At 49.1% G+C, this 25,522-nt stretch carries 24 protein-coding genes and 3 tRNA genes; 19 read left to right on the top strand and 8 right to left on the bottom strand.

Going from position 1 to position 25,522, the window contains the following annotated elements; translation table 11 throughout:
- Positions 1-3 precede the first annotated feature (3 nt).
- The 5 genes from METH11B_RS0125725 to METH11B_RS0125745 are packed head-to-tail and all read left to right on the top strand — an operon-like array spanning position 4 to position 6,534.
- Positions 4-1,806, top strand: coding sequence for an ABC transporter ATP-binding protein (locus tag METH11B_RS0125725; RefSeq protein WP_026604508.1), 1,803 nt, complete (start codon positions 4-6; stop codon positions 1,804-1,806).
- Positions 1,803-3,014 carry a glycosyltransferase family protein gene (locus METH11B_RS0125730; protein WP_026604509.1) on the top strand — a complete coding sequence of 404 codons (1,212 nt, stop codon included), beginning with the start codon at positions 1,803-1,805 and terminating at the stop codon, positions 3,012-3,014. The genes METH11B_RS0125725 and METH11B_RS0125730 overlap by 4 nt, the downstream gene beginning before the upstream one ends.
- Entirely contained in the window at positions 3,004-3,843 is an 840-nt protein-coding gene (locus METH11B_RS28180) for a hypothetical protein (protein ID WP_026604510.1), read from the top strand. The genes METH11B_RS0125730 and METH11B_RS28180 overlap by 11 nt, the downstream gene beginning before the upstream one ends.
- A 14-nt stretch (positions 3,844-3,857) precedes the next feature.
- Positions 3,858-5,378, top strand: a complete 1,521-nt coding sequence (locus tag METH11B_RS0125740) for an alginate export family protein (RefSeq protein WP_026604511.1) — start codon at positions 3,858-3,860, stop codon at positions 5,376-5,378.
- A gap of 13 nt (positions 5,379-5,391) precedes the next feature.
- Positions 5,392-6,534 (top strand): glycosyltransferase family protein, encoded by a 1,143-nt coding sequence (locus METH11B_RS0125745; RefSeq protein WP_026604512.1) that lies wholly within the window; start codon positions 5,392-5,394, stop codon positions 6,532-6,534.
- Here METH11B_RS0125745 and METH11B_RS0125750 read toward each other — a convergent pair.
- From METH11B_RS0125750 to METH11B_RS0125775, 6 genes are all read right to left on the bottom strand, one after another.
- Positions 6,531-7,772, bottom strand: a complete 1,242-nt coding sequence (locus METH11B_RS0125750) for a S8 family peptidase (RefSeq protein WP_026604513.1) — start codon at positions 7,770-7,772, stop codon at positions 6,531-6,533. The two genes, METH11B_RS0125745 and METH11B_RS0125750, sit on opposite strands and share 4 nt — an antisense overlap.
- A 6-nt stretch (positions 7,773-7,778) precedes the next feature.
- On the bottom strand, positions 7,779-8,486 hold the full coding sequence (locus METH11B_RS28185) for an anti-sigma factor family protein (RefSeq protein ID WP_026604514.1): 708 nt from the start codon (positions 8,484-8,486) through the stop codon (positions 7,779-7,781).
- Between the two features lie 4 nt (positions 8,487-8,490).
- A complete protein-coding gene (locus METH11B_RS0125760) occupies positions 8,491-9,051 on the bottom strand; it encodes an RNA polymerase sigma factor (RefSeq protein WP_026604515.1) in 561 nt (186 codons plus the stop codon).
- 125 nt (positions 9,052-9,176) lie between these two features.
- The gene (locus METH11B_RS0125765; protein WP_026604516.1) at positions 9,177-9,920 is read right to left on the bottom strand and encodes a TorF family putative porin; all 744 of its coding nucleotides are present in this window, start codon (positions 9,918-9,920) and stop codon (positions 9,177-9,179) included.
- A gap of 134 nt (positions 9,921-10,054) precedes the next feature.
- Positions 10,055-10,801, bottom strand: coding sequence for a DUF5765 domain-containing protein (locus METH11B_RS0125770; protein ID WP_020481993.1), 747 nt, complete (start codon positions 10,799-10,801; stop codon positions 10,055-10,057).
- 547 nt (positions 10,802-11,348) lie between these two features.
- Positions 11,349-11,816, bottom strand: a complete 468-nt coding sequence (locus tag METH11B_RS0125775) for a ProQ/FinO family protein (RefSeq protein WP_020481992.1) — start codon at positions 11,814-11,816, stop codon at positions 11,349-11,351.
- A gap of 288 nt (positions 11,817-12,104) precedes the next feature.
- Here METH11B_RS0125775 and hemF point away from each other — a divergent pair, with 288 nt between their 5' ends.
- The 13 genes from hemF to METH11B_RS0125845 all read left to right on the top strand — a co-directional run bounded on the left by hemF (position 12,105) and on the right by METH11B_RS0125845 (position 23,223).
- On the top strand, positions 12,105-13,019 hold the full coding sequence (hemF, locus tag METH11B_RS0125780) for an oxygen-dependent coproporphyrinogen oxidase (RefSeq protein WP_026604517.1): 915 nt from the start codon (positions 12,105-12,107) through the stop codon (positions 13,017-13,019).
- A gap of 141 nt (positions 13,020-13,160) precedes the next feature.
- Positions 13,161-14,210, top strand: a complete 1,050-nt coding sequence (locus tag METH11B_RS0125790) for a hypothetical protein (protein WP_155931194.1) — start codon at positions 13,161-13,163, stop codon at positions 14,208-14,210.
- A gap of 75 nt (positions 14,211-14,285) precedes the next feature.
- Positions 14,286-14,362, top strand: a tRNA-Val gene (locus tag METH11B_RS0125795).
- Positions 14,363-14,410: 48 nt separating this feature from the next.
- Positions 14,411-16,318 carry a threonine--tRNA ligase gene (thrS, locus tag METH11B_RS0125800; RefSeq protein WP_026604520.1) on the top strand — a complete coding sequence of 636 codons (1,908 nt, stop codon included), beginning with the start codon at positions 14,411-14,413 and terminating at the stop codon, positions 16,316-16,318.
- A 22-nt stretch (positions 16,319-16,340) separates the two neighbouring features.
- Complete coding sequence (infC, locus tag METH11B_RS27460; RefSeq protein WP_081607885.1) at positions 16,341-16,865, top strand: translation initiation factor IF-3; 525 nt, start codon at positions 16,341-16,343, stop codon at positions 16,863-16,865.
- A gap of 159 nt (positions 16,866-17,024) precedes the next feature.
- Entirely contained in the window at positions 17,025-17,222 is a 198-nt protein-coding gene (rpmI, locus tag METH11B_RS0125810; RefSeq protein WP_020481987.1) for a 50S ribosomal protein L35, read from the top strand.
- A gap of 29 nt (positions 17,223-17,251) precedes the next feature.
- Positions 17,252-17,614 carry a 50S ribosomal protein L20 gene (gene rplT, locus METH11B_RS0125815; RefSeq protein ID WP_020481986.1) on the top strand — a complete coding sequence of 121 codons (363 nt, stop codon included), beginning with the start codon at positions 17,252-17,254 and terminating at the stop codon, positions 17,612-17,614.
- 141 nt (positions 17,615-17,755) lie between these two features.
- Positions 17,756-18,775: a phenylalanine--tRNA ligase subunit alpha gene (gene pheS, locus METH11B_RS0125820; RefSeq protein ID WP_026604521.1), complete on the top strand. Its 1,020-nt coding sequence runs from the start codon at positions 17,756-17,758 to the stop codon at positions 18,773-18,775.
- 15 nt (positions 18,776-18,790) lie between these two features.
- Positions 18,791-21,166: a phenylalanine--tRNA ligase subunit beta gene (gene pheT, locus METH11B_RS0125825; RefSeq protein WP_026604522.1), complete on the top strand. Its 2,376-nt coding sequence runs from the start codon at positions 18,791-18,793 to the stop codon at positions 21,164-21,166.
- A gap of 2 nt (positions 21,167-21,168) precedes the next feature.
- Complete coding sequence (ihfA, locus tag METH11B_RS0125830) at positions 21,169-21,465, top strand: integration host factor subunit alpha (protein WP_026146839.1); 297 nt, start codon at positions 21,169-21,171, stop codon at positions 21,463-21,465.
- Entirely contained in the window at positions 21,449-21,802 is a 354-nt protein-coding gene (locus METH11B_RS0125835; protein ID WP_020481982.1) for a MerR family transcriptional regulator, read from the top strand. Before ihfA ends, METH11B_RS0125835 begins: the two co-directional genes overlap by 17 nt.
- A gap of 70 nt (positions 21,803-21,872) precedes the next feature.
- Positions 21,873-21,949, top strand: a tRNA-Pro gene (locus METH11B_RS0125840).
- A 191-nt stretch (positions 21,950-22,140) separates the two neighbouring features.
- Complete coding sequence (locus METH11B_RS0125845; RefSeq protein ID WP_026604523.1) at positions 22,141-23,223, top strand: phosphotransferase; 1,083 nt, start codon at positions 22,141-22,143, stop codon at positions 23,221-23,223.
- 260 nt (positions 23,224-23,483) lie between these two features.
- Here the strand turns inward: METH11B_RS0125845 and METH11B_RS29335 are convergent.
- Positions 23,484-23,572, bottom strand: a tRNA-Leu gene (locus tag METH11B_RS29335).
- A 356-nt stretch (positions 23,573-23,928) separates the two neighbouring features.
- Here METH11B_RS29335 and METH11B_RS0125850 point away from each other — a divergent pair.
- The gene (locus METH11B_RS0125850; RefSeq protein WP_026604524.1) at positions 23,929-24,591 is read left to right on the top strand and encodes a hypothetical protein; all 663 of its coding nucleotides are present in this window, start codon (positions 23,929-23,931) and stop codon (positions 24,589-24,591) included.
- 281 nt (positions 24,592-24,872) lie between these two features.
- Here METH11B_RS0125850 and METH11B_RS0125855 read toward each other — a convergent pair.
- Positions 24,873-25,522, bottom strand: a 650-nt coding sequence (locus tag METH11B_RS0125855) for a restriction endonuclease (RefSeq protein WP_026604525.1), incomplete at its 5' end; no start/stop codon positions are given.

The raw sequence follows: 25,522 nt of genomic DNA on the forward strand, positions 1-25,522 counted from the left end.
CTTATGACCAAGCAAATTCAACCAACAAGCCGCTTCAAGCAGATAGTTTTTGCACATCTGCGCCGGGTGCGAGGCAGTATTTTTGCCGCTATTGTCTGTATTTTAGGTTCCACGCTAACCAGCCTGATCGTGCCCTGGCCGCTGAAGCTGATTTTCGACCATGTGTTACTTAATCATCCGCTGCCCGCACATCTGGCGCCCGCGCAACCGTTTCTGCATGGCGGTAGCGAGCAAGCGTTGTGGATACTTTGCGGCAGCATGGTGGTGATTGCGTTATTCAAAGGCGTGTTTTCCTACTACCAGCTGTTTCTGACCTCACGCATCGGCTATTTGCTGGTCTACACCTTGCGCAGCGAGTTGTTCGACCATCTGCAACGCCTGTCGCTGGCATTTCACAGCAGCACGCCATCCGGGGAGTTGCTTAACAAACTCACCAGCGATACCAACACCTTAAAGGATGTTTATGCCGATTCGGCCTTGACCTTTACCACCCACGTGCTGACCGTGTTGGGCATGTTTGCGATCATGTTTAGTCTGAGCGCGAAGCTGAGTTTGATTGTACTGGCCAGTTTCCCGGTGCTGTGCCTGGCGATTGTGATGATTTATAGCCGGGTCAAACGCTCGGCGCGCAAACAACGCCATAACGAAGGGCGCTTGGCATCGCGGGTCAGCGAACTGTTGAACGCCGTGCCCCTGGTGCAAACCTACGGCATGGAAGATGTCGAACGCGAGCGCTTTGATGTGGAAAGCAGTCAATCGATGACCGAAAGCGTCCGCACCGCGCGCATCGAGGCCGGGGCGACCCGGATGATCGAAATCATCAGCGCAGTGGGTACCGGCATCGTGGTGTTGTTCGGCTGCCTGCAAGTGTTTGCCGGGGTACTAACCCCGGGCGACGTGCTGGTGTTTAGCTCGTATATCGCCCAGATGTATCAACCGATTCGGCAAATTACCCGCTTGTCAACGCGCTTTTCCAAGGCCAGCGTCAGTATCGAACGCATCAGCGAAATCCTCGATACCGAGCCGGATATCCAAGATCCGCCTGATGCGGTGGTACCTAAAGGTCTGCGCGGCGAAATCGAGTTCAGCAACGTATCCTTCGGCTATCCGACCGGCAAACCCATCCTACGGGATATTTCCTTTCATATTCAACCCGGAGAACGGGTGGCCTTAGTCGGCGCCTCCGGGGCCGGCAAATCGACCATCGCCCGCTTACTGATCCGGCTTTACGATCCGCAGCAGGGCAGGGTGAGGATCGACGGGATCGAGGTCGGACGCTACCAACGCGCCGGCTTACGCCGGGAGATCGGCGTGGTGTTGCAGGATTCGATTCTGTTCGGCACCAGCATTCGCGAGAACATTGGTTACGGCAGCCCGGACGCGACGATCGAAGACATTGAAGCGGCCGCTACTATGGTGCACGCCGACGAATTCATCCGCAATCTGCCGGATGGTTACGACACGGTATTAGGCGAAAGCGGCGGTAATCTATCCGGCGGCCAACGCCAACGGCTATGCCTGGCGCGGGCCTTGTTGCGCAAATCCTCGATTCTGATTCTGGACGAGCCGACTTCTGCGGTGGATGCCCAGTCGCAAGCCTTGATTCGCGATGCTATCGACAATCTACATGGCGGTAAAACCGTGCTGGTGATTGCCCATCAGTTTCACACCATCCGTAATTTCGACCGGATTTTAGTGCTCAAGCAAGGCGAGATTATCGAGCAAGGCAGCCACGAGGCCTTGATGCAGATGGGCGGCCATTATCACGAACTGTATAAACTCCAACACGGGTTGCGTGCCGCATGAACCAACATAAACCGCGATTACTCTTGTATTGCCAACACTCGCTGGGCATGGGCCATTGGGTCAGAGCCATGACCTTAGCCAATGCCTTGAGCCGCGAATTTCGGGTGACCTTCCTGAACGGCGGCCGCGCACCGGATCATCAGGCTGCCGTTACCGATCTGGATATGCTGAATCTGCCGCCGCTAGGCATGGGTGAAGATCATCAGCTGTATAGCCAGGATGAGCGTTACAACGTCAACGAAGCCTTGGCGATGCGCCGGCAATTGATACTGGATACCTATGCGTTACTCAGACCAGAAGTGGTGTTGATCGAATTGTTCCCGTTCGGCCGCAAGAAATTGGCCAGCGAGTTGTTGCCGCTCTTGAAAGCCGCGCGCCGCGACAAGTATGCCCGGCCCCTGGTGCTATGCAGTCTGCGCGACATCATGGTTAACGCCCGTAAAGACCAAAGCCGGCACGACGAACGGGCGCGCTGGATAACGGATCGCTATTTCGACGGACTGTTGGTACACGCGGACCCTAGGTTTGCCCGATTGGAAGACAGTTTTAAGCCTCGCCATCCGTTGAAAACGCCCCTACTTTACACGGGTTTTGTCGGACCGCGTCGCACCACGACAGCGATAAAACCGCCCCGCCTTGGGGTGTTGGTATCGGCTGGCGGTGGTATGGTCGGCGCATCCTTGTTTCAAGCGGCGGTTCAGGCACATGCCGTCAATTGGGCAAGTGAAAGATTGCCGATGACCATCGTCGCCGGACCGTTTTTGCCGGAAGCCGATTGGCAGGCGTTATCGGTGCAAGTCGAAGGCAGGAAAGGTCTCACGCTGCTGCGTTCGGTGCCGGCTATGCAGCCTTTGCTGGAGGCGCACAGTGTGTCGGTAAGTCAATGCGGCTACAACACGGTGATGGACATCCTCGAATCCCGCACGCCGGCTTTGGTCGTGCCGTTTCTGCGCGGTCAGGAAGACGAACAAACTCAGCGGGCGGAAAAATTGGCGCAATTGGGTTTGGTGAAGGTAATGAATCCGGCGGAATTGACTGGTCAGCACCTGGCGGAAGAGATTTTGCAATTGCGGGATTTTTCGCCCAATCCAGCCGGCCTGGATTTGGCCGGTGCTGACAATACCGTGTGCTTGATTCAACAATTACTTGGCGGCAAATCGGATTCGAGCGGTCAATCGCTAGTACAGGAGTGCGCCCATGCTTGCTGATTGGCTTACACCGGTCCGAGCGGCATTGGATGCCCGAGATCAAGCCATAGAGATTTTCTTTCGCGACGACGACGCCGGCTGGGATGATGGGCGGCTCTATGCATTGCTGGATTGCTTTCGAGATTGCAATGTACCCATCGATCTTGCAGTGATTCCCGATGCGCTAAGTCCGTCACTTGCTGGCTCGTTACTGGGACGTTGGCGGCGAAACCCATTTCTGTTGGGCTTACATCAACATGGATACAGCCACAACAACCATGAAACCCAAGGCCGCAAATGCGAATTTGGCATCAGCCGCAGCGAAGAGCAACAATTTAAGGATTTGTCGGTTGGTAAACAGCAGCTTGAGTGCTTGTTCGGGTCGGCACTGGACAGGATTTTCACGCCGCCCTGGAATCGTTGTAGCCAGTCCACGGCCGACAGTTTGCTTAAACTGGGTTTTCAAGCCCTGTCGCGCAACCGCAGCGCGGCGCCACTCCATATCGGGGCATTGCGGGAAATTCCGGTAGCTATCGACTGGTGCGGGATCAGAATCAAATCCGCGCAACCCTGGCTTGCGCTGGGCCAAGCCGTTGCTGATGTGTTGTATCCAGAGTATCCGGCCCCCCTGGGCATTATGCTGCACCACGCAGTGATGGGGGTAGACGACCTTGAGCATCTGCAAGCCTTATTGCAACTATTGCGTGAACATCCCACTACACACTGCCGCTTGATGCGCGAATTTTTATGCGAGCCAAAAGCGGTTGATGCACCGGCGTCTGCGTTTCCGCTCGAGCCCCAAGCTGTGCTGACCGCTATGCAGTCATACCTCCTAACCAAACCACTCTGATTGGCCTTTCGTTCATGAGCTTTAATTCCTTCAAACTAAAAACCGGAAAAACCGTATTACTGGCCGGCGGCGCCTTGCTGAGTTTATCCGTACTTGCAGAGACCACTAACGGGCAGGTGGCAGCTAACAAGCCCAAAGACAATACCTTCCGCCAGGACAATATCGATGGGGTCAGAAAAGAACCCTTGCGTATCAACCCTGGCGACAAAAGGCCCGCCGACCAATTTAAAGTAGATGTATTCGGTCATCCATTGACCATAGGCGGCGCCTACGAGTTGGAACCGCGCTATGTCGAAGACCGGCGTCTGGACCCGCGCCGCGACGACGATGTGGCCAATGTCTATCAAGACCTGAAACTGGAGTTGTTTTATCAGTGGTCAAAGTCTTTGTCGTTTTTTGTGCAGTCCGATGTGTATTACGACCCGGAGGTCTACACCGAGAGCGGTCTGGATCAATACGAAGCCGGCATTAAACTGACCCAGGCCTGGCTGTTCATTCATCAAATTCTGGATTCGGGGTTTAGTCTGCAATTGGGCCGGCAACGTATCGCCGACAAGCGTCAATGGTGGTGGAATGACGAACTGGACGCGGCACGGGTGTATTTTGGCGAAGACACGCTGTTTGCCGAGTTGGCGATTGCCAAGGAGTTGGGATCCAAGCAGTCGGATCAGGATTTCATCGATCCAGTGAGCGACCGGGTGGTGCGAATGATGGGCGACGTGGTTTGGCAATGGGATCCGAAGCAAAACCTGTCTTTGTTCTTTCTGAGCCAGTTCGATAATTCGGACAACCAACGCCCCGGCGACTTGATCAGAGCTAATCGTAAAGACGCCAACGACGGCGATCTGAATTGGTTCGGCGGCCGGGCAATGGGCAAATTCAAAATCGAGCATGTCGGTAAAATCGGTTATTGGCTGGATTCGGCATTTGTATTCGGAGAAGAGACCACGCAAACTTTTACCGACATCAATAGCAACGTGTCCCGGGTCAGAGCGCAAACCCCAAGGCACGTCGAAGCCTGGGGCTTGGACGCCGGCATCACTTGGTATACAAATCTGTTTCTGGAACCTTACTTTACCTTGGGTTATGCCTACGGCTCCGGAGATTCCAATCCCAGCGACGGTACCGACAGCAGTTACCGGCAATCGGGGATACATAACAACAAGATCAAACTATCCGGCAGCCAACGTTTTCGCTATTACGGCGAGTTATTTCGGCCGGAACTATCGAATTTAAATATCATGACCGCCGCGTTAGGATTTCCGATCTCCGAGCAAAGCTCTATCGACTTGCTCTATCACCATTACCAACAGGCCACGCCTTCGGCTGTAATTCGCGATTCACGGATTCGCGCCACGCCTAACGGCAACAGCGGCACCCTGGGCGACGAGTTCGATTTGGTATTGTCCTTGGATGAATGGAAGCATTTGCAGGTGCAATTTGCCGGTTCGGTATTCATGGCCGGGCCTGCTTTCGGACAACTGGAGGGTAATAATTCCTTTCAGTTGGATCTGACCTTTAAATACAGCTTTTAACGGTTTGGTTAGCATGCAGTCAAAGCGTCGTAAAATCCTGTTTTATTGCCAAAGCTTGGTCGGCTTGGGGCATTTGACCAGTAGCTTGCTGGTGATACGCGAGTTGTCGACATACGCCGATGTCGATTTGATCCACGGCGGACAAGGCTTACAACTGATGCCGGAATTGCCGGGCTTTCGGCATCTGCGTCTACCTACCATCTTGATCGATAGCGCCAGCGACGAACTTTATGCGCCTGAGGGCGACAAGCACATTGACGCCGTCTGGACCGAGCGCGCCGCCGCTATAAATGAGTTTGTAAATTGGCCCTACGATGCGGTGATGGTCGAATTTTTCCCGTTTGGCCGCCGTCGTCTGAAAAAAGAGATTCTGGGTTTGTTTGCCGCGGTCAGGCAGCGTTGCGGGGCGATTCCGATTTTTTGTTTTGTGCGGGAAATCCTGGTGCCTGCAGCAGTGGAAGCTGAGCGGCGCATGGTCAAACTGGTACGGGAGCATATTCACACGGTATTCGTGCGCGGCGATCCAAACATTGTGCGCTTCGAGGAAACTTTCAGCTTGACCGCGGAAATTGCCAACCGCCTGGTTTACGTGGGCTACGTTAGTCCGCCGCCTCCCGCAAACTGGCCGACGCGACAGAACAAGATCGTCGTCAGTCAGGGTGGCGGCGAAATTGGCAAGACTCTATTGCGCGCGGCTATCCAGACCGCGCCTATGCTACCGGACTACAATTTTTTGATTGTCACCAGTTCCAGAGCTTCAGTAACCGAAATTGCCGAGCTGCAGGCCTTGGTCCGCAGCCCTAATGTCCAAGTCGTGTCTTTCTTGAATGACTTTCAGGAAAATTTGCAATCTGCCGCTTTGTCTATCAGCCTGGGTGGCGACAACACATTGATGGACGTGATCAGTACTCGCACGCCGGCGTTGGCTTACCCTTATGCCGGCAATAGCGAGCAAGGTCTGCGCATTGAAAAACTGGCCGGCAAGGGCTTTGTGTATCCGTTGACGGAAACTGATCTGGTGCCGGAGCGGCTAAGTGTCAAAATCAGGAAAACGATAAACCAAACTTATCCGCAACAGGCCATAGCCATTAATGGCGCGGCCGAAATCAGTCGGCGGATAAGCGTGATTCTTGAGGGTGAGTTTTGTGAAGACTAGTGCGCGCGTTCCGGAGAGGCAAGGGCGGTACTCGAATCGAGCAAATTGGCGGTCGAGGCGTCGTTGCCGAGCCGGCGTTTGATGTCCGCTGCTTTCCAGTCCGGATGCAGTTGCAACAGCAAAGCGGCCATGCCGGCGACATGCGGTGTGGCGAAGGAACTGCCGTTCATAAAGTCATAGGCTTGGTGCGGCACCGTCGTCAGAATGTCTTTGCCAGGCGCGGCGATTTGCTGGTTGTTGCCGTTCTTTTCCTGGCCAACGGCTATCACACCGGCGATATTGGCCGGAAAACCACCGGCTTGTATTTGACTCGGTACAGCCGCGACCACAATAATGCCTTTGGCCAGCGCTTTTTCAATCAGTTGCTGTACTAAGGGGTCTTCGGGGCCGCTCAGGCTCAAATTGATGATATCGCTATTCATGCGAATGGCCTGATTCAAGGCTAATGCCAAGGTAAAGCTGTTGCAACGCGCCGCCAAGGAATTGGGTTTCTCCGGCCAGCAGGCCCGAAATGCCAAAATTTCGGCTTCGGGGGCGATGCCGGCAATACCTATGCCGTTGTTGGGGTGGGCGGATAATACGCCAGCCACCGCCGTACCGTGAATATCGGCCAAATTGTGATCGCTGGGTTCCGGCGCAGTGTTTTCCGAGTATTTAATTCGACCTTTCAAGTCCGGGTGTTCGGTATCCACGCCGGTATCGATGACGGCAATCCGCACGCCTTGGCCGGTGGTGGTAAGGTGCAGATCGGCTATCCTCAAGGCGTTAAAACCGGTTTGTAAATGCAGATACGGGTCGCTATACGCCGGAGTAGGCGGTGTCTGTTTACCTAGAACCTGAAAGCTATGCATTTGTTGCACGGACGAAACGTCCCGGTCCTGTTGCAATTCTGCGATTGCCTCTTGTACGGGCAGGGTGTCCGGCACCTCGTAAACGACGCAACTGACACCCAATGTGGTGACCGGCCATTGGGCGACGAATTGCAAATGATGGCGCTCGGCAAGTTCCTGTGCAATATGTTCGCTCCAGCCGGAGTTGCCGTATTGGCCACGCAAGCGATACCCGTCCAAAGTATTGGCCGGCAAGGCGCGATCAATGCTGCGGTCGGTAAAGGTGACCAGCAGACGGCGTTCTTCCGCAGTTTTGCTATCGCCCAGCCGCGATAAATCGCCGGTGCTGGCGCAGGCATTAAGCAGCCCGAGCATGCAAATAAACAGATTTAAGCGCACTAATTTCATGATCAATTACGGTTGTAAAATAGGTTCCGCCAGTATTACATCCTGTCGGCCGCGGAGCAACGCCAAGGCGCCGGCCATGTCAGTATCCGGCTTGCCGGCGGTAATTTTGACAGTGTAAGCGCCGACGCTGTTCGGCCCGTCTACCCGTACCCCACCAATTTGGCTAAGCGCGGCGTCTATGTCTTTTTCTGTCAGATTCTTGGCAAACACCACGCGTAACTCACCGATCGGACCTGCGTCTGGCTTGGCTGCGGAAAGCGTGTGATAGTCGGTAGTATTGGCCGGCGATAGATATTGCACGGCAGCCGGCAGGGTGACCAATAACAAGGATGCGGCAATAGCTAGGCCTTTTCCGGTATTGCTGGCGATCCGCCAAAATCCGCGAGCAACGCTGAATGGTTTTACATTAGAGCCAGTCAGTTTGTCGTGGGGGCTATCGTCTTTTACGGTAAGCGGGAGTTGACTGGCTGTTTGCATTTTTGCTCTAAAACCGGCGAAAGAAGCTTCGGCCGCTACGTCCAGATCGGCTGCTTGTTGCACGGCCAATGCGAGTTTGCGCAATGTCTGCAATTCGCGCCGACAGACCAGGCAGTATTTTAAATGCAGGTCTACCTGCTGCCGTTCATCTGTTGACAGGCTTTGATTGACATACCAGGGCAATAACAAAACGATGTCGGAGTGGGGGTTAGTGGGTGAGGAAATCTGTGGGTTCATGGCCTTATTTCTCCTGTGCATCGGCAAAAACCTGCAGTTTCCTGCGGGCATGAAACATACGGGTTTTTACAGTATTTTCCGGGCAATCCAGAATTCTGGCGACATCCTGATAAGACAAGCCGTGGTAAAAGGTTAGTTCGATGACTGCACGTTGGTCCGGCGGTAAAGTGGCCAGTGCGTAGTTTAACCAGTCTTCGTTTTCCCAATTATTCGCAGGATTTGCGGTCGGGTCGCCGATGGTTTCGGTCAAGTCGTCGATATCGACATCGTTGTTACGCCGGGCACTTTTGGCCATGGCTTTCAGGGTTTTGTGATAGGCGATGCCGAATACCCAGGTGGAAATTTTGCTTTCATGATTAAAGCCCTGGGGTTTTTCCCAAACCACCAGCAAGGTTTCCTGTATTAGTTCCTCGACAGCTTCGGGTTGGCGCGTCATGCGCAAGATGAAACGAAACAGCCTTGGATAGTAGTTTTTGTAGAAAGCTTCAAACGCGGCGGTATCGCCTGCGCCGATACGTTGCAGCAAGGCGTACTCGTCCGGGCCGATTTGGGGCTGTTCGGGCATGGGTGGTCGATGTAGGTTAGGTACTAAACGCAGCATGGCTCAAACCTGGGTTCCTGATGATTTTAGCTTGGTGTGCGAGTGTATTCCGCCGCGAAGCCGGAAGGTTCAAAGGCGGTAAACTTTATTTAAAATCCGGCGGTCACGGAGATTAAAAATTTATTGTCCTGTAAGTGTGGATAAAACTCGTGGTGATGGGTGTCTTCGTGATGATCGTCCAGATGGACGTCAGTATAGCGTAAGTCTAGCGCCAGATTAGATGTGATGAACCAAGAAACTCCGGCATTCCAGTAAAAATAATCCTCATCTAATAGTTTGTTGGCTTGGTAATAGCCCAGTCCCGTTGAAAATTGCAGGTTGTCCAGGATGTCGCGGCGATACTTGAGTTCGTAATTCAGTACCGTTGCCTCACGCCGATAGGCGTTAGGTGCAAAGGATACGGTGCCACTGAGCCAGTTCTGATAGTGCAGGGATGCGTAAAATTCGGCGTAATCGGCATACTTTCCAAAAATCTTACCGTCGAACAGGTAGCCGGTTACCGATAATTCAGTGCGCCAGTCGTGATTTAACGGCAGGCTCCATCCCAGATAGGGTTTGATTTCGACATCGGCGTAATTTTTATAGCTGCGGTCGTCAAAACTGACTTGTGAAACGCCCACACCGCCGAACCAACCGATGGGATCTTGATAATCGATATGCGCTTGCGCCAGAGGATTGCCGCGATTCTTGGAGTAACCCCGGTGCAAGTAGTCGCTGAGAAAAGTGAGTTCGCCATGCCATTCCGCTTGGGCGTAAGGTAAAACCGAGGATACGCCGAAAACTCCTACGAAGAGTGCAAACAAGCCTTTGCGGAAGATTTTATCTGAGTCCATGGATGGGTAGTTTGAGATTTATGTGGGTATTGTCGGCGATTGGCTGTCAGTATAGAACTACCCTTTTGTGCATTATTTCCTAGTTGGGTTGAGCCTTCAACAAACTTGAGGGATGTGGGGGTTAATTTATCAAGTTATTTAAAAAACTGAGGATGGCGGCAGCCATACCAATTAGTAACATGCAAGTATTGGCGGATGGGTGTTTTAATTAATAATAGCAGCAGGCCTATCGAATATAGACACCACACGGCAGCCCATTCGTTCATGTTGTTGGTAGTTAAATAGGCCAACAGCGGACCGGTCGTAAGATGATAGAGCACCAGTTTCCATGAACCGTAAAGCAAGGGCATCAGAAAGGCGGCGTATACGTAACTGTTAGCCATTTGAATGCTGCCGCTGGCTGGTATGGCCCAGGCGATATGCCATTGTCCGGATGTTGAGCAAATTTCCGTGCCGCAAAATGGCATCAGGAATTTGAGCTTAGTGCCGGGTAAAAACTGATAGTAGTGGTCAAAGCAAAAACTGCTCCATTGAAACGGATAAATCCGCATCATGAATACAGTGGCCGCCGCAAAGCAGAGGGCGTAGACAAACGGCGCAATACGTTTTCGTAAGGATTCCGGGATAAAGTGCATGGTGACCGCGTTGACGAAAAACGGTTGAAACGCGATGTGCATATATCCCAAAAAAGTAGCAACCTGATTGTTCGGATTAAGGCATTGGTCTATCACCGAATAGGTATATGCCTGTAGTAATTCCATCAGCGAGAAATAGGCCAATGCCAGGCATAAGACCTTGGATTCGCCGCGTCGATAAAAAAAAGCAGTGCTCGCAAAGCCGGTTACGGCAAGCGCGGCGGATGCCTCGCCACTCCAACACATAATTCCTCCTGGGAACTAAAAATTTAGGATCGGGCAAACTGCGATCCAGTGTCGGAGTTTGAAAAGTCTATAAAGAGTAACGCCTGGCGGATGCCGAGGGGCTTTAAGGCTCTGTATTGCCGACTTTTGCCTAGTTTTAGGCTTGGTCGTGAAGAGACTGCCTTGGTGTGGGTAAACCTAAGGCGTGATCGCGAGAAGAAAATGACGCAAATTTTGCAGTCGATACCTTGTGATTCCGGGATAGCTTTGCAGAATCGGTGGCTATTTTAATAGCTTGTTGAGGTTTTATGACAAAAATTTTCCGGGAACTGATGATGCCGGCACGCACCGGAGTTTGCTTTGGGTGAATGAGTGCATATCGGTTGGTTCAGAATTTCCGAGCCGGACGTACTGCTCACTCGGCAGAGATGAGTAGCCGCATTAGCAATCAGACAAGCGGGTTTGGGAAACACCCAGTTTCGGCGTTTCCGCGCAGTTGGGCGTCCAGAAAATCAAAAGTTTGATCCCCGTGTTTTTCTGGGGTTGACATTATCTTTGCTTGAAAAAATTATGCTTCCTCGGTAGGTAATGCTTCGATTGCTTCGGGCTGTTTTCGTCGTTCTGCTTTTAATTTGCTGGCTTGTTCAGCATCTGCTTTTGTGACTTGGCCGGCTGGCATGCCTTGCAAATCAACTCTGACGGCATCTTCCGTCAGGCAATCCCAATAACGATGTCCCCAGCACCATGCCTTCAGTGCGTTGCGGAGTTGGTTTTTATCTGCGCCGAGTTGATCGGCATGCGCCAGGATGTCTTTGTGGATACCGATTTTTAAGGGCAGTTTGGCGGCGGGTTTTTTGGGAAATGCCAAAGGGAATTTCTTTTGCAGCAAGCCGATGATCGCGACTAAGGCATCAGCTTTGCCGGTCTTCTTGATAGGTGATTTCTCCGCTATCTTTTTTTGCCGTTGTACCGATTTATTGGCAGCCGCTTGCTTGACAAGTTCATCTCTGAGCGATGCTAGTTCTTCAAATCCCATAATGTATCCACACTGTTATCAAGGAATAAAAAACAGATTGTACATCGGGAAACATCAAGCCAAATAGTGCAATCGAAATTCGGTATCCCAAGCCAACAATTTCTGAGATAAGTAAATTAGCCGTACGCACATAATTTGGTGCTGTTTAGAGTTTTCAGGGTGCCGACGTAAGTGTCGGCGCACTGCTTATCCGAGTTTTAGTTTTATATTTTGTGATAATTTGCGCTAAATGGGCTGCGGCATAACGGTTGCTGATTAAAATTACTATCAACGGGACAACGCTTTATCATGATTGAGAACGATATATCCGCTGTAAAAACGTATTTGCTGAATTTGCAAGATCGAATTTGTACTGCTTTGGAGGCGGAAGAGCCCACCGCTCGCTTCATTGAAGATGCGTGGGAACGCGCCGAGGGTGGCGGCGGGCGTTCGCGGGTGTTGGCCAATGGTGAGGTGTTTGAGCAAGGCGGGGTTAATTTTTCGCATGTGTTTGGCAGTCATTTGCCGCCGTCGGCAACCGTCAAACGACCTGAGTTAGCCAACCGGCAATTTGAAGCGATGGGTGTGTCCTTAGTGATGCATCCTCGCAACCCTTATGTGCCGACCTCGCATGCCAATGTGCGGTTTTTTATCGCCAAAAAAGACGGTGAGCCGTCAATTTGGTGGTTTGGCGGCGGTTTCGATTTGACGCCGTTTTATCCTTTCCGCGAAGACGTATTGCATTGGCATCAAGTGGCGCGTGAAGCTTGCCTGCCGTTTGGCGAGGATGTGTATCCACGCTATAAAAAATGGTGCGACGAATATTTCTTTTTAAAGCACCGCAACGAAACCCGTGGCGTCGGTGGTTTGTTTTTTGACGATTTGAACGAGCCCGATTTTGCTCAAGCTTTTGCATTTATGCAGAGCGTAGGTGACCATTACCTGGATGCCTATTTGCCTATTGTGCAAAAACGTAAAGACACAGTCTATGGCGACCGGGAGCGTAATTTTCAGTTGTACCGGCGTGGGCGTTATGTCGAATTTAATCTGGTGTACGACCGCGGGACGTTATTCGGGCTGCAATCGGGCGGTCGGACCGAATCGATTTTGATGTCCATGCCACCCGTCGCGCACTGGCAATACAATTGGCAGCCTGAGCCGGGTAGTGCAGAGGCCGAGTTGTACGACACATTTTTACGCCCACAAAACTGGCTGGGAATTTAGCTGGAAATCGGTTAGTAACTTTGCGTCGGTATTTGTTAGCCAACTTTATTCGCGAGGTTTTGTTTTCAGTCAAGCGTGTTTGGTCTTTTTTTTGGATAGTTAGCTAAAGTTCACAAAATTTCTGCCGCTAAAAGAAACGGCATGGTTGTAACCGCCAATACAGGAACTGATTTGCGTATGTCTATCCTGCCCTTGGCTATTGACCATTTGTTTTTATGCAGCGTCAAGGTGAATCTAATGACTACGATCAATTCATTGACAACATCATTGTATGTATCGCAAACGACCATCAGCATATCCAGTACCAAAAGCACTCACAACGACGAGGACACAGAGCGTCCGGCGGTCAGTGGAAGAGGGGAGAAGCATGGGCATCATCATGGCGGTGGGGCGTTCATGCGCAATGTCATGCAAACATTGCAAAGTTTCGGGCTGAATATTCCTGGTGGTAATAGCGATTCTGCCGGCGATGACACCACTGAAAACAATGCTGGTGGCGGTCAAAATAACTCATCTAATCTCGGGCAGTTGTTGCAGACCTTTTTGCAGGATTTACGGCAGGTATTAAAGCAAAGTGGTGTGCAGCAAACTTCTACAGCGGCGCAAGGCGATGCAAGTGCCGTGCAAACACCGCCAAAGCAGGTTACGCCGACTACGACTACTTCGACGCCTGTAACAACAAGCGCTGCACAAGCGCCGGCCGCAACTCCTGCAACCAGCGTCCAGAATAACGCCGGTACGCCGGCAACTACGACAACTGTACCGGTAACGAATACATCAACGGCTACAACCACTACGTCCGCGCCACGCGCAACTGTCGCCGATGTTCGTCAGGCCTTACACAGCTTCTTGCACGATTTGCGTCAGGCTTTGAAATACAGTGCGGATCGGCGTCACGGCTCCGACGATGATGTTCAGCATGGTGATAGAGGGGTAGGTCGAAATGGCTACGGTAAATTCACCGATAATTTGCAAAATTTGATCACGGCTCTGAGTGACGCAAATGGTGCAACTGGCGGTAAATATAAGGAATTGCAAGATAGTTTTAACGAGCTAGTGAATTTGCTGGGTACTCCTGTGAATGGTAAAAAACCGACTTTGTTGGAGTTCTTAAACAAGTTGTCCGGTAATCGTGAGAGCAACTCGCCAACCCCTGGCGCTAAGGGTTCCATTTTAACTGCAACGGCTTGAACCAGCGGTCGTCGGAGAAAAAGCTTGCATAAGCTGTTTAGATCGTTATAATGCGCGGCTCGAACGATAGACTTTAGGCGCGTAGCTCAGCTGGTTAGAGCACCACCTTGACATGGTGGGGGTCGGTGGTTCGAGTCCACTCGCGCCTACCAAAACATAAAGCACCGCATGACGGTGCTTTTTTTATTGTGGAATCGAAAATGCCTGTAATCACTTTGCCCGACGGCTCTCAGCGTCAATTCGACCAAGCGGTGTCTGTAATGGATGTGGCCCTTTCTATCGGTACGGGTCTGGCGAAGGCCACGTTAGCTGGCAAGGTCAATGGCAAGTTGGTGGATGCCTCCACGCTAATCGATTCCGATGTCAGCTTGCAAATCGTCACTGCCAAGGACGAAGAGGGTGTTGATGTAATTCGCCACTCCACTGCGCATTTATTGGCCCAGGCAGTCAAGCAATTATTCCCCTCGGCGCAGGTAACCATAGGTCCGGTGATAGAAAACGGTTTCTATTACGACTTTGCCTTTGAGCGTTCTTTTACACCTGATGATTTGACAGCCATTGAAAAGAAAATGGCGGAACTGGTTGCGCAGGATATTGCAATTAGTCGGTCCCTGTTGTCGCGGGACGAAGCTGTAAAGTTTTTTGAAGGTTTGGGCGAGAAGTATAAAGCTGAAATTATTTCTTCGATTCCTGCCAACGAAGATTTGTCTTTGTATCAGCAAGGCGAATTCACCGATTTGTGCCGTGGCCCGCATGTGCCCAGCACCGGCAAATTAAAAGCCTTTAAGTTAATGAAAATTGCCGGCGCTTACTGGCGCGGCGATTCAAAAAACGAAATGCTGCAACGCATTTACGGTACCGCATGGGGCGACGCTAAGGAGCTAGCCGCTTATCTGCATCGTCTGGAAGAAGCCGAAAAGCGCGACCACCGCAAAATCGGCAAGGCGCTGGATTTGTTTCATACCCAGGAAGAAGCCCCGGGCATGGTGTTCTGGCACGACAAAGGCTGGACTATTTATCAGCAAATCGAGCAATACGTGCGCGAGAAATTGCGCGTGAACGGCTACGGCGAAGTCAAAACGCCGCAAATTGTTGATCGTACTTTGTGGGAAAAGTCAGGGCACTGGGATAAGTTCAGTGCAATGATGTTTACCACACATTCGGAAAGCCGCGATTATGCGGTGAAACCGATGAATTGCCCCTGTCATATTCAAATTTATAATCAAGGCATTAAGAGCTACCGAGATTTGCCTGTGCGCCTTGCCGAGTTTGGCTCCTGCCACCGCAATGAGCCATCCGGTACTTTGCACGGTTTGATGCGGGTTAGAAACTTCGTACAGGACGATGCACACATCTTCTGTACCGAAGATCAGATTCAATCCGAAGTGTCTACGTTTATCGATCTGTTGTTCGAGGTATATAAGGATTTTGGCTTCGAAGAAGTGATTATCAAACTGTCGACTCGTCCGGAAAATCGCGTTGGTGACGATGCGGTCTGGGATAAAGCTGAAAATGCTTTGGAATTGGCGCTGAATACTAAAGGTTTGGATTGGCAGTTACAGCCGGGTGAAGGCGCCTTTTATGGTCCTAAAATTGAGTTCTCCTTAAAAGATTGTATAGGTCGAGTCTGGCAATGCGGTACTATACAGGTTGATTTCTCGATGCCGGAAAGGCTGGATGCCTCGTATATAGGCGAAGATAGCGCTAGGCATGTGCCGGTAATGTTGCATCGGGCGATCCTGGGTTCCTTGGAGCGATTCATCGGGATTTTGATCGAGCAATTTGCCGGAACTTTTCCATTGTGGTTGGCGCCGGTGCAGTTGGTGGTGATGAATATCACTGATCGCCATGCCGATTATGCCGAGGAAGTTAGGCGACAACTTGAAAAACAAGGTCTTAGAGTCAAAATTGACTTGAGAAACGAGAAGATAGGCTTTAAAATCCGTGAGCATTCCATGCAGCGAGTGCCGTATCTTTTGATTATCGGCGACAAGGAATTAGAAACTCACACTGTCAGTGTACGCACGCAGCAGGGCGAGGATCTAGGAAGTCTGTCAATTGGCGAACTTGGCGAACGCTTGAGAAACCAGATTGCGGATCGAAAATAATAACAACTTGGAGGATTAGGGTATCAGCTCTAAAAAAGATGCAACGCGCTTAAATACCGAAATTACCGCCAGGCGGGTTCGGGTAGTAGGCGCTGAAGGTGAACAAGTCGGGGTTGTTTCAATAAACGAAGCGTTACAGCTCGCCTACGATGCAAACATGGATCTGGTCGAAATATCGCCCAATGCCGATCCTCCGGTTTGCAAAGTCATGGACTTCGGCAAATACCAGTTTGAGTTAAACAAAAAACTGCAAGCCGCCAAGAAAAAGCAAAAACAAATCCAGATCAAGGAAATCAAGTTTAGGCCCGGTACCGAAGAAGGTGATTACCAGGTCAAGCTGCGTAGCCTGATCAAGTTTCTAAACGAAGGCGACAAAACCAAGATCACTGTACGTTTTAAAGGCCGGGAGCTAACTCATCGCGAGTTGGGCATGGACTTGTTGAAACGTATCGAAACCGATCTGGAAGAAATGGCCATAGTCGAGCAATTTCCCAAGTTGGAAGGCCGGCAAATGGTCATGGTGATGGGCCCGAAGAAAAAGAAATAATTCGATCACACGGTTTTAGCCGTTTTTTAAAACGGCAACGCGATTCAGGAACGAATCGGCTAGCGGATACTTTTGTGTCCGGAAATTCAATGGGGCCAAGCATTTTGCCTCACTGGGTTTTATCTCAGGGACTTTACTTTTAATCATTGGAGAAAACAAATGCCAAAAATGAAAAGCCATAGTGGTGCCGGCAAGCGCTTCAAGAAAATCGGAAGCGGCGGTTTTAAATGCAAACAATCGCATAAGCGTCATATCCTGACCAAAAAAACCACCAAACGTAAAAGGCAACTGCGTAAAACAGCCATTCTTCATCCGTCGGATACGCCATTGGTTGCGCGTATGCTGCCGTACAGTTGATTTGTCACCGTTATTGAAGAGAGTAGAACATGGCTAGAGTTAAACGCGGCGTCACCGCTAGAGCAAGACATAAAAAGATTTTAAAACTGGCAAAAGGTTACTACGGTGCCCGTAGCCGGGTTTACCGCGTCGCCAAGCAGGCGGTCATTAAGGCCGGTCAATACGCTTATCGCGACCGTAAACAGAAAAAACGCCAATTCCGCGCTTTGTGGATCGTGCGTATCAACGCTGCCGCACGTTTGTACGGTATCTCCTATAGCCGTTTGATCAACGGTCTAAATAAAGCCAATGTTGCGATTGATCGCAAAGTATTGGCCGATTTGGCTGTACGCGATATCGACGCTTTCGGCGCGATTGCGAAAGTGGCTATAGCAAACCAAAGCAAACCGTAAGGAAAATATTAAGCCGCTCCGCAAGAGCGGCTTAATCGCTCGACTCCCCGTTTCTGGCGGGGAATTTTCCGCCGTATCTCGTTTGGCGGGAACCTATCGTTTTGGAATCTCCCTCAATTGCAGACAAAAGTGAGCTGAGTCGTGTCGGCTAGTATCGAAGATATTGTTACGCAGGCATTACAAGAGCTTGCACATGCAACAGACCTCAGTCAACTCGATCAGGTCAGAGTCAATTACTTAGGCAAAAAGGGCCTGTTTACTCAGCAGATGAAAGAGCTGGGTAGTCTGGACCCCGAGCAACGGCGCAGTGCCGGGCAAGTTATCAACGATGCTAAAAACAAATTTCAAGAAGCGTTAGAAACGCGGAAGTTGACTTTAGAAAATGCCGAATTGGCGGCGCGTTTGGCTAGCGAATGTATTGACGTTACCCTGCCGGGGCGTGGCCAGACCGTATCCGGATTGCATCCTGTCACGATCACCTTGCGGCGGATTGCCAAAATTTTTGCCGAGGCCGGCTTTAATATCGTCGAAGGCCCGGAAATCGAAGACGATTACCATAACTTCGGCGCCTTGAATATTCCCGAACATCATCCCGCGCGGGCGATGCACGATACCTTCTATTTCGATGCACATACCGTATTGAGAACCCACACGTCGCCGGTACAGATTCGGGTGATGGAATCCGAAAAGCCGCCCCTGAAAATTATCGCGCCGGGCCGTGTGTACCGTTGTGATTCGGACATGACTCACTCACCCATGTTTCATCAGGTCGAAGGCTTCTTGGTCGATACCGACGTTAGTTTCGGTGACCTGAAGGGCGTCATTTTTGAGTTTCTGCGCGCCTTCTTCGAAAAAGAAGTCAACGTGCGCTTTCGGCCTTCCTATTTTCCGTTCACAGAGCCGTCTGCCGAATTCGATGTGTCCTGCGTCATGTGCGACGGCAAAGGTTGTCGCGTCTGTAAACAAACGGGCTGGCTGGAGGTCGGCGGTTGCGGCATGATTCACCCGGAAGTATTCAAATCGGTCGGTATCGATAACCAAGTTTATTCGGGCTTTGCCTTCGGAACCGGTGTCGAACGTCTGGCGATGATGAAATACGGCATCAACGACCTGCGGATGTTTTTCGAAAACGATTTGAAATTTTTACAACAGTTTAGGTAACGGTGGAAAATAATCATGCAAGTCAGTGAAGCCTGGTTAAGAGAACTAGTCAATCCGCCTGTCGCCACTGCCGAATTAGTCGTGCAATTGACCATGGCCGGTCTAGAAGTCGATGCCGTGACGCCGGTGGCAGCTGAATTTTCCGGGGTGGTGGTCGGCGAAGTACTTTCCACTATTCAACATCCAAACGCCGATAAACTTAGGGTTTGTCAGGTCAATGTCGACCAAGCTGAACCCCTGCAAATCGTTTGTGGTGCCAGCAATGTCAGGCCCGGTTTGAAAATTCCGGCAGCATTGATCGGTGCGGTGTTGCCCGGCGATTTCAGAATAAAAGAATCCAAGCTGCGCGGCGAATTGTCGTTCGGTATGTTGTGTTCGGAAAAAGAATTAGGCTTAGCGGTCAGTTCCGATGGTTTGATGGAATTACCGGCTGATGCACCGGTCGGTGTCGATATTCGCGACTATTTGACGCTGAATGATAACGTGATCGAGTTGGGCTTAACACCTAACCGTGCCGATTGCTTGAGCGTCGAAGGCGTTGCCAGGGAAGTGGCGGTGCTAAACAATCTGCCGTTCCAGGCAACGGCGTTTGCTGTTATCGAGCCGCAGCACCAACAAACCTTGGAAGTTAAGGTTGAAGCGACAGAAGCGTGTCCGGTTTATCTCGGGCGTTTGATCAAAAATATCAATCCCGCTGCGGTCACGCCAATGTGGATGCAGGAGCGTCTGCGCCGCTGTGGTATTAGAAGTTTAAGTCCGGTTGTTGATGTTACCAACTACGTCTTGATTGAACTGGGTCAACCGCTACATGCTTTCGATGCCGATAAACTGAGCGCACCTATCGTGGTTAGACGCAGCCGGGCCGGCGAGTCCTTGGCTTTACTGAACGACCAAACCATAGAATTGGATGGTGACGCCTTAGTCATTGCCGATCAAAAACAAGCCTTGGCTTTGGCTGGGGTGATGGGTGGCAAGGATAGTGCGGTATTTGGTGAGACTCGGGACATATTTCTGGAATGCGCGTTTTTTACACCGATTAATGTAGCCGGCAAGGCTCGTCAATTTGGTTTGCACACTGATTCCTCACATCGCTTTGAAAGGGGTGTGGATTTTAATTTGCAGCGCCGTGCCATAGAACGCGCGACACAACTGATCATCGAGATTGCAGGCGGCAGCCCGGGGCCAGTTCAGGAAATTACTGCTGTTGCGGCGCTGCCACCCAGAGAGCCAGTCAAATTGCGTAGTCAGCGTATCGCCAAAGTATTGGGTATCCAGTTCGGCGACGATGAAGTGCATGCGCTATTTGAAGGATTGGGTATGCAGGTTCAAGTAGTCGAAAACGGTTGGGAAATTACCCCGCCAGGCTTTCGTTTCGATATTGCCATCGAAGAAGATTTGCTGGAAGAAATCGGCAGAATCTATGGATATAACAATCTACCTAGCAGTAGTTTGTTGATGCGCTCTGAGCTTGGCAAAGCACCTGAGGCACAGTTGCCATTGGCGAGATTGCAGGATTGCTTGGTAGATCGCGGTTATCAGGAAGCGATTACCTACAGCTTTGTTGATGAAGCGATGCAAAATGCCGTCGCGCCTGGCGAAGAATTTATCCGGATTCAAAACCCTATATCCTCCGAGCTGGCTGTCATGCGCACTACGCTGTGGTGCGGTCTATTGAATGCGGCTTTGTACAACACGAATCGTCAACAGAGTCGTGTGCGCCTTTTTGAAGCCGGGTTGCGGTTTTTCTATGAAGACGGGCACATTCAGCAACGGAAAATGTTATCCGGTGTGGCCTTGGGGACGGTTAACGCCGAGCAATGGGGCGAAAAAGCCAGAAAGCTGGATTTCTTCGATCTGAAAGCCGATGTCGAAGCGTTATTCGGTTTAACGGGTATTACAGCGGAGTTTGTTGTCTATCAACATCCAGCATTACATCCCGGTCAAACCGCGCAAATCAAAAATTCAAGCGGCGAAGCAATAGGCTTATTAGGTATGCTGCATCCGACGCTGGAAAAACAATTAGGTTTCGATAGCCCGGTATACTTGTTCGAGCTGGAGCAGGAAGCCGTATTGAAACGGAAGGTTCCGAAATTCAGAGCGCTATCTAAATTTCCTTCGGTACGCCGCGATATGGCTTTGTTAGTGGAGGAGGCCGTATCGGCTACCGCAATTACCAGGGTTATTCAAGAATGTCGCGAGACGGCGATACGCGAAATATCGATCTTCGATATTTATCGCGGACCTGGCGTAGCCGAAGGTTATAAGAGTGTCGCGTTAGCTTTAGTCTTGCAGGATTTTACACAAACGCTTACCGACACAGAAATTGATGCTATATTTCGCAAAGTGCTGGACACTTTAGCGGCTAAACTGAATGCAAAATTGAGGGAGTGATTGTGGCATTAACCAAAGCAGATATTGCAGAGAAATTGTTTGAAGACCTCGGTTTAAACAAACGCGAAGCTAAAGAAATCGTAGAGTTGTTTTTTGACGAAATTAAAAAAAGTCTGGAGAGCGGTGAGCAAGTAAAAATTTCCGGGTTCGGTAAGTTCGAATTGCGCGATAAAAGCGGTCGTCCGGGCAGAAATCCGAAAACGGGCGAAGAAATTCCTATCACTCCAAGACGTGTGGTGACTTTTAGAACAGGGCAAAAATTGAAAGCTCGAGTAGAAGCGTATGCTGGAACCCAGTAATAACAACGAATTACCGGTTATTCCGGCCAAGCGATATTTTACGATTGGCGAAGTTAGCGACCTCTGTGCGGTAAAACCCCACGTATTGCGTTATTGGGAGCAGGAGTTTACCGAACTGAGTCCGGTGAAGCGCCGAGGTAACCGTCGCTATTACCAGCGTCACGATGTGTTGTTGATTCGACAAATTCGCGCTTTGTTATACGAGCAAGGTTACACGATAGGTGGAGCGCGTGCTCATCTGGCGAGTGGCAGCGCCAAGGAAGATAGTCTTCGCACCAAGCAACTTATTCATCAAATGATAGGCGAGTTGGAAGATATTTTGGAGCTACTGAAATAGCCTTTCTCGAATAATGTGATATTATTACTAGCCCGCTCTGCTGGATGGGCATTGATATAACGATAAACTTCGGGGCGTAGCGCAGCCTGGTAGCGCACTTGTCTGGGGGACAAGGGGTCGTGGGTTCGAATCCCGCCGTCCCGACCAAGTTTTTTGAGATTGAATATTGCATAGCCCGCAAGTTACTTGACTTGGCGGGCTTTTTATTGCTTGAAAAACTATGGGAATACACAGGATTTTGATAATTAGTTAATTACTGTTTGATCGATGAAATTAAATTGAATGAATACGGCTGCTAATATTTCGATTTATCAAATATTTGAGACTGGCTTAATCCGATGTTGAACCGTTTTAGAAACCATATTGTCGTGCATCACCCGGATCAATTATCCCGACAATGGGCGCAACGTATTGTTAACCGATACGCAACCAGTGCCAAAGTCAGTGCAGTAGATATTCAATCCGTCAATATTGGCACATCGACGCGCTTGCGGCTTACGGTAAATCATGACGCCATCGGCGTCGTTCCAAGTCGATGGTTTGTAAAAACGCCGTCGCTGGCAATTAAGTCCAGAGCGATTACCACTATACCGCTTTTATTGCATAAGGAAGTTCATTTTTATAATTCGCTTTCTCAGGGTGTGCCGGTGAATTTGCCGCAAATATTAGCGGCTGAGAGTCAGTTAGGACGCGGTACTACATTGGTAATGACGGACCTGGACGAGCTGGGTTTTAGGCCCGGGCTTGCCGCCGACGCTCTGTCTTTGGAGCAAGCTCAGCGGGTGGTCGAAAAGTTAGCCGGTTTTCATGCTCACTATTGGGGTAATGCCAGGCTGCTGAAAACGCATCGCTGGTTAAACGGTTTTAGTCACAATGTCGAAAATCATATGGGTACCTTACTGGCTGTGCCGTTGATGAAGCGTGGCCTTGAGCGCGCAGGGCGCTTGGTGCCCAGCCAATTACATCGATCCGCACTGCACTATGCTGCGGATCGGCGGCGAATCACCAGGATCTTGGCAGCCGGCGTGCAGACCCTGGTGCATCATGACTGCCATCCAGGCAATCTATTTTGGAATCACTCTGAGCCGGGCTTTCTGGATTGGCAATTGGTACGGATGGGGGAGGGTGTTAGTGATCTTGCTTATTTTTTAGCGACATCGCTGAAGCCGGAGTCCCGGCGCGCTCATGAAAAACAATTGCTAAAGCTATATTTGACGTCGTTAGCTAGTCACGGGATTGGCGGCTTGGATGAAGAGACGTATTGCCAACGATATCGCGCTCATTTGGTATATCCGTTCGAAGCGATGATTGTTACCTTGGCTATAGGAGGTATGATGGAGCACAATAGCAATTTGGAGTTAATTGCGCGCGTTTCAGCGGCAGTTGACGATAACGATAGCTATGCTGCGTTAGCCCTATAAACTTTTTACCTGCGTTTCTGGCAGGTAGTTGTATGATGAATTTGATGTGGGAATAGGCTCGAGACTATTCGGAGGAAATTTTGAGAGTTAGAATCTCATCTCGATAAGGTGAGATATATTTTAGCTGGCTTATAAACCCACAATTATTTTAAATAACTATTGAACTTATAATTTAATGCTACAGAGTTTGTAGCTATGAGAAAGTCTACAAGGATTTTTAATCTCCATCTTGCTGCTTTTTTGCAAGAAGAAAATAAAAATGGTGCCGAGGAGAGGACTTGAACCTCCACAGGGTTACCCCTACTAGCACCTGAAGCTACAAGAATTTCTTTTCAACCAACTAGAAAGCCAGTTTTAAAGCCATTCACCAGCAGGAAGAGACTATATGTTGTTCCTTCCCTCTGTGCCAAGAGTGTGCCACGACGAACTAACTACTTCAAGCCTGTTTTTTCCGCATAAGATAGAAAGGTACTCCAGGTAAATAAAAAGTAAGTGTATAACTTAAGACATAGAACGCTTTTTATTCCCGATTTTTTTAAAAAAAGTATTTTCACATCTATAAATACTAAATATAAAAATAATTAATAATATTTATATATTTAAAAGCATTTTATTTATATTAAAAAGCCCGTAGCCATTAGTGTATACGGGCTTTTTTTTGCCTGAAATCGTGCTTATTTTTTATGAAAATATCTTGGTGAAAATATGGAAAATAATTTGAATGTCATTAGTGCCTTAATATTTATTTTAAAGCAAGTTGAATGTAAAAAAATAATAGCAGCGGAAAATGCAAATACATTTTCAGGTAGGAGAAAAGAGGATAGCGAGCGCAATGATAGGCATTATAATATGCTTAAAGACTGTGGCTTAAAAACACACATAGCAACCCGTAAAGACTTAGAAATGTTAATAAAAATTGTTTTAGAAACAGGTGTTTCAGGAAGAAAAGCTCTAAAATCTTATTCAGATGAGAAAAAGAAAGGTATGTTATGGAAAAAGACTGTAGCACGAAAAAAAATAGGCAAGGTATTTAAAGAAGTATTAAAGTCATATGAAGAAACATATTTAATTAAAAGCCTAAAAGAAAACCATATATATAACTTTAGAGCAATCATAAAGAACACTTTAACAGGTGCATTAACCGAGCTTTCAAAACAAATTTCATTATTACATAAAATAAATTCTAATAATGAAGAAAACCAAAGACTAAGGAATATGATTTCAATTCAAATTGAAGCTTTAGGTGAGCCAAATATTGACTGGGAAAAAGTTAAAGAACTTAGAAAGCAAAACTACACAACAAGAGATCTAGCTGCTATATTTGGCTGTTCGCCATCAAGCATAAGCAAGTATGCCAAGCTTTCTTAACTATTGATATAGTTATATTAACGCGTAAAAACGCGCTTTTTTGTACACTAGTGCACAAGGTTCGCACACATGTTAGCCTTACAATAGGCTATGTTTTAAGGCTCAAAAACACGGCAATGCGCTCTGGTTACAAAGCGCCCTCCCTCGCCTAACAGGGAGGGCCTTTTGGGGCGCATAGTCAATCAGAAGCAGGTATAAGGGCGCTGCCTGTGTTGCTGAAGAGGTTCGGCGATACTCGGTTAGCCATTCGGGTAGGAATGGCTAGGCAAATTATTAAAACTTTAATTCAATGGTGTTTCTAAATTATTTTCTATAATTGTAGTGTTATATTCATCTAAATATCTAATTAACTCATCCCTGTCAATAAGCTTGATTTTAGCGCTCAATGCAAGTTCTTTAGCGGATGGTGTAAAATATCTATTTGTAATAACTATGCCATCATTATAAGAATAAAATTGTTTGGCCGCAATAACTTCTTGGACTGCTTTATTTCCTATATTTCCTTGGTAGTTCTTTGCTTGAATAACTATTTTGCTTCCAAAAGACTCAATAAATAAATCTGCCCCTTGATCTCTTCCTTTTGGTGTACTTTTTACCTCGCAACCCCTCTTCCTAAATAAATCAACAAGAAATTCCTCAAATTGATAGCCATCCATGCCATCAATCGAGTAAATAGTTATGTATTGATTTGGGTTAAAACTTTCAAGTGTGTGCTGAAACCTATTTACTCTTGTTTTAAGATAAATTACCTCACAAATATCGTAGACATCTCTATGATTATTCAAAGCGTAATTAACATCCTTTTCCTCTCCATATGGATCTATTTTTCTGGTGTATAAAATACTATCAGTAAACAAGGAATTATCATATATATAATGAATAAGTAATGGCAACTCATACCTGAAAAGATCACCTTTTTCTTCAATCCATG

This window comes from Methylomonas sp. 11b, assembly GCF_000515215.1.
In the GTDB taxonomy this organism is placed as follows: Bacteria; Pseudomonadota; Gammaproteobacteria; order Methylococcales; family Methylomonadaceae; genus Methylomonas.

Bases quoted from the DNA above. Each gene is read 5' to 3' on its own strand.
- METH11B_RS0125740 (WP_026604511.1), top strand. From the start codon at position 3,858: ATGAGCTTTAATTCCTTCAAACTAAAAACCGGAAAAACCGTATTACTG.
- rplT (WP_020481986.1), top strand. From the start codon at position 17,252: ATGGCTAGAGTTAAACGCGGCGTCACCGCTAGAGCAAGACATAAAAAG.
- METH11B_RS0125845 (WP_026604523.1), top strand. From the start codon at position 22,141: ATGTTGAACCGTTTTAGAAACCATATTGTCGTGCATCACCCGGATCAA.
- METH11B_RS0125850 (WP_026604524.1), top strand. From the start codon at position 23,929: ATGGAAAATAATTTGAATGTCATTAGTGCCTTAATATTTATTTTAAAG.
- METH11B_RS0125770 (WP_020481993.1), bottom strand. From the start codon at position 10,801: ATGTGTTGGAGTGGCGAGGCATCCGCCGCGCTTGCCGTAACCGGCTTT.
- METH11B_RS0125765 (WP_026604516.1), bottom strand. From the start codon at position 9,920: ATGGACTCAGATAAAATCTTCCGCAAAGGCTTGTTTGCACTCTTCGTA.
- METH11B_RS0125745 (WP_026604512.1), top strand. From the start codon at position 5,392: ATGCAGTCAAAGCGTCGTAAAATCCTGTTTTATTGCCAAAGCTTGGTC.
- METH11B_RS28185 (WP_026604514.1), bottom strand. From the start codon at position 8,486: ATGAACCCACAGATTTCCTCACCCACTAACCCCCACTCCGACATCGTT.
- METH11B_RS0125790 (WP_155931194.1), top strand. From the start codon at position 13,161: ATGGTTGTAACCGCCAATACAGGAACTGATTTGCGTATGTCTATCCTG.
- METH11B_RS0125775 (WP_020481992.1), bottom strand. From the start codon at position 11,816: ATGGGATTTGAAGAACTAGCATCGCTCAGAGATGAACTTGTCAAGCAA.
- METH11B_RS0125750 (WP_026604513.1), bottom strand. From the start codon at position 7,772: ATGAAATTAGTGCGCTTAAATCTGTTTATTTGCATGCTCGGGCTGCTT.
- pheT (WP_026604522.1), top strand. From the start codon at position 18,791: ATGCAAGTCAGTGAAGCCTGGTTAAGAGAACTAGTCAATCCGCCTGTC.
- METH11B_RS0125760 (WP_026604515.1), bottom strand. From the start codon at position 9,051: ATGCCCGAACAGCCCCAAATCGGCCCGGACGAGTACGCCTTGCTGCAA.
- METH11B_RS0125835 (WP_020481982.1), top strand. From the start codon at position 21,449: ATGCTGGAACCCAGTAATAACAACGAATTACCGGTTATTCCGGCCAAG.
- thrS (WP_026604520.1), top strand. From the start codon at position 14,411: ATGCCTGTAATCACTTTGCCCGACGGCTCTCAGCGTCAATTCGACCAA.
- METH11B_RS0125730 (WP_026604509.1), top strand. From the start codon at position 1,803: ATGAACCAACATAAACCGCGATTACTCTTGTATTGCCAACACTCGCTG.
- METH11B_RS0125725 (WP_026604508.1), top strand. From the start codon at position 4: ATGACCAAGCAAATTCAACCAACAAGCCGCTTCAAGCAGATAGTTTTT.
- METH11B_RS28180 (WP_026604510.1), top strand. From the start codon at position 3,004: ATGCTTGCTGATTGGCTTACACCGGTCCGAGCGGCATTGGATGCCCGA.
- hemF (WP_026604517.1), top strand. From the start codon at position 12,105: ATGATTGAGAACGATATATCCGCTGTAAAAACGTATTTGCTGAATTTG.
- rpmI (WP_020481987.1), top strand. From the start codon at position 17,025: ATGCCAAAAATGAAAAGCCATAGTGGTGCCGGCAAGCGCTTCAAGAAA.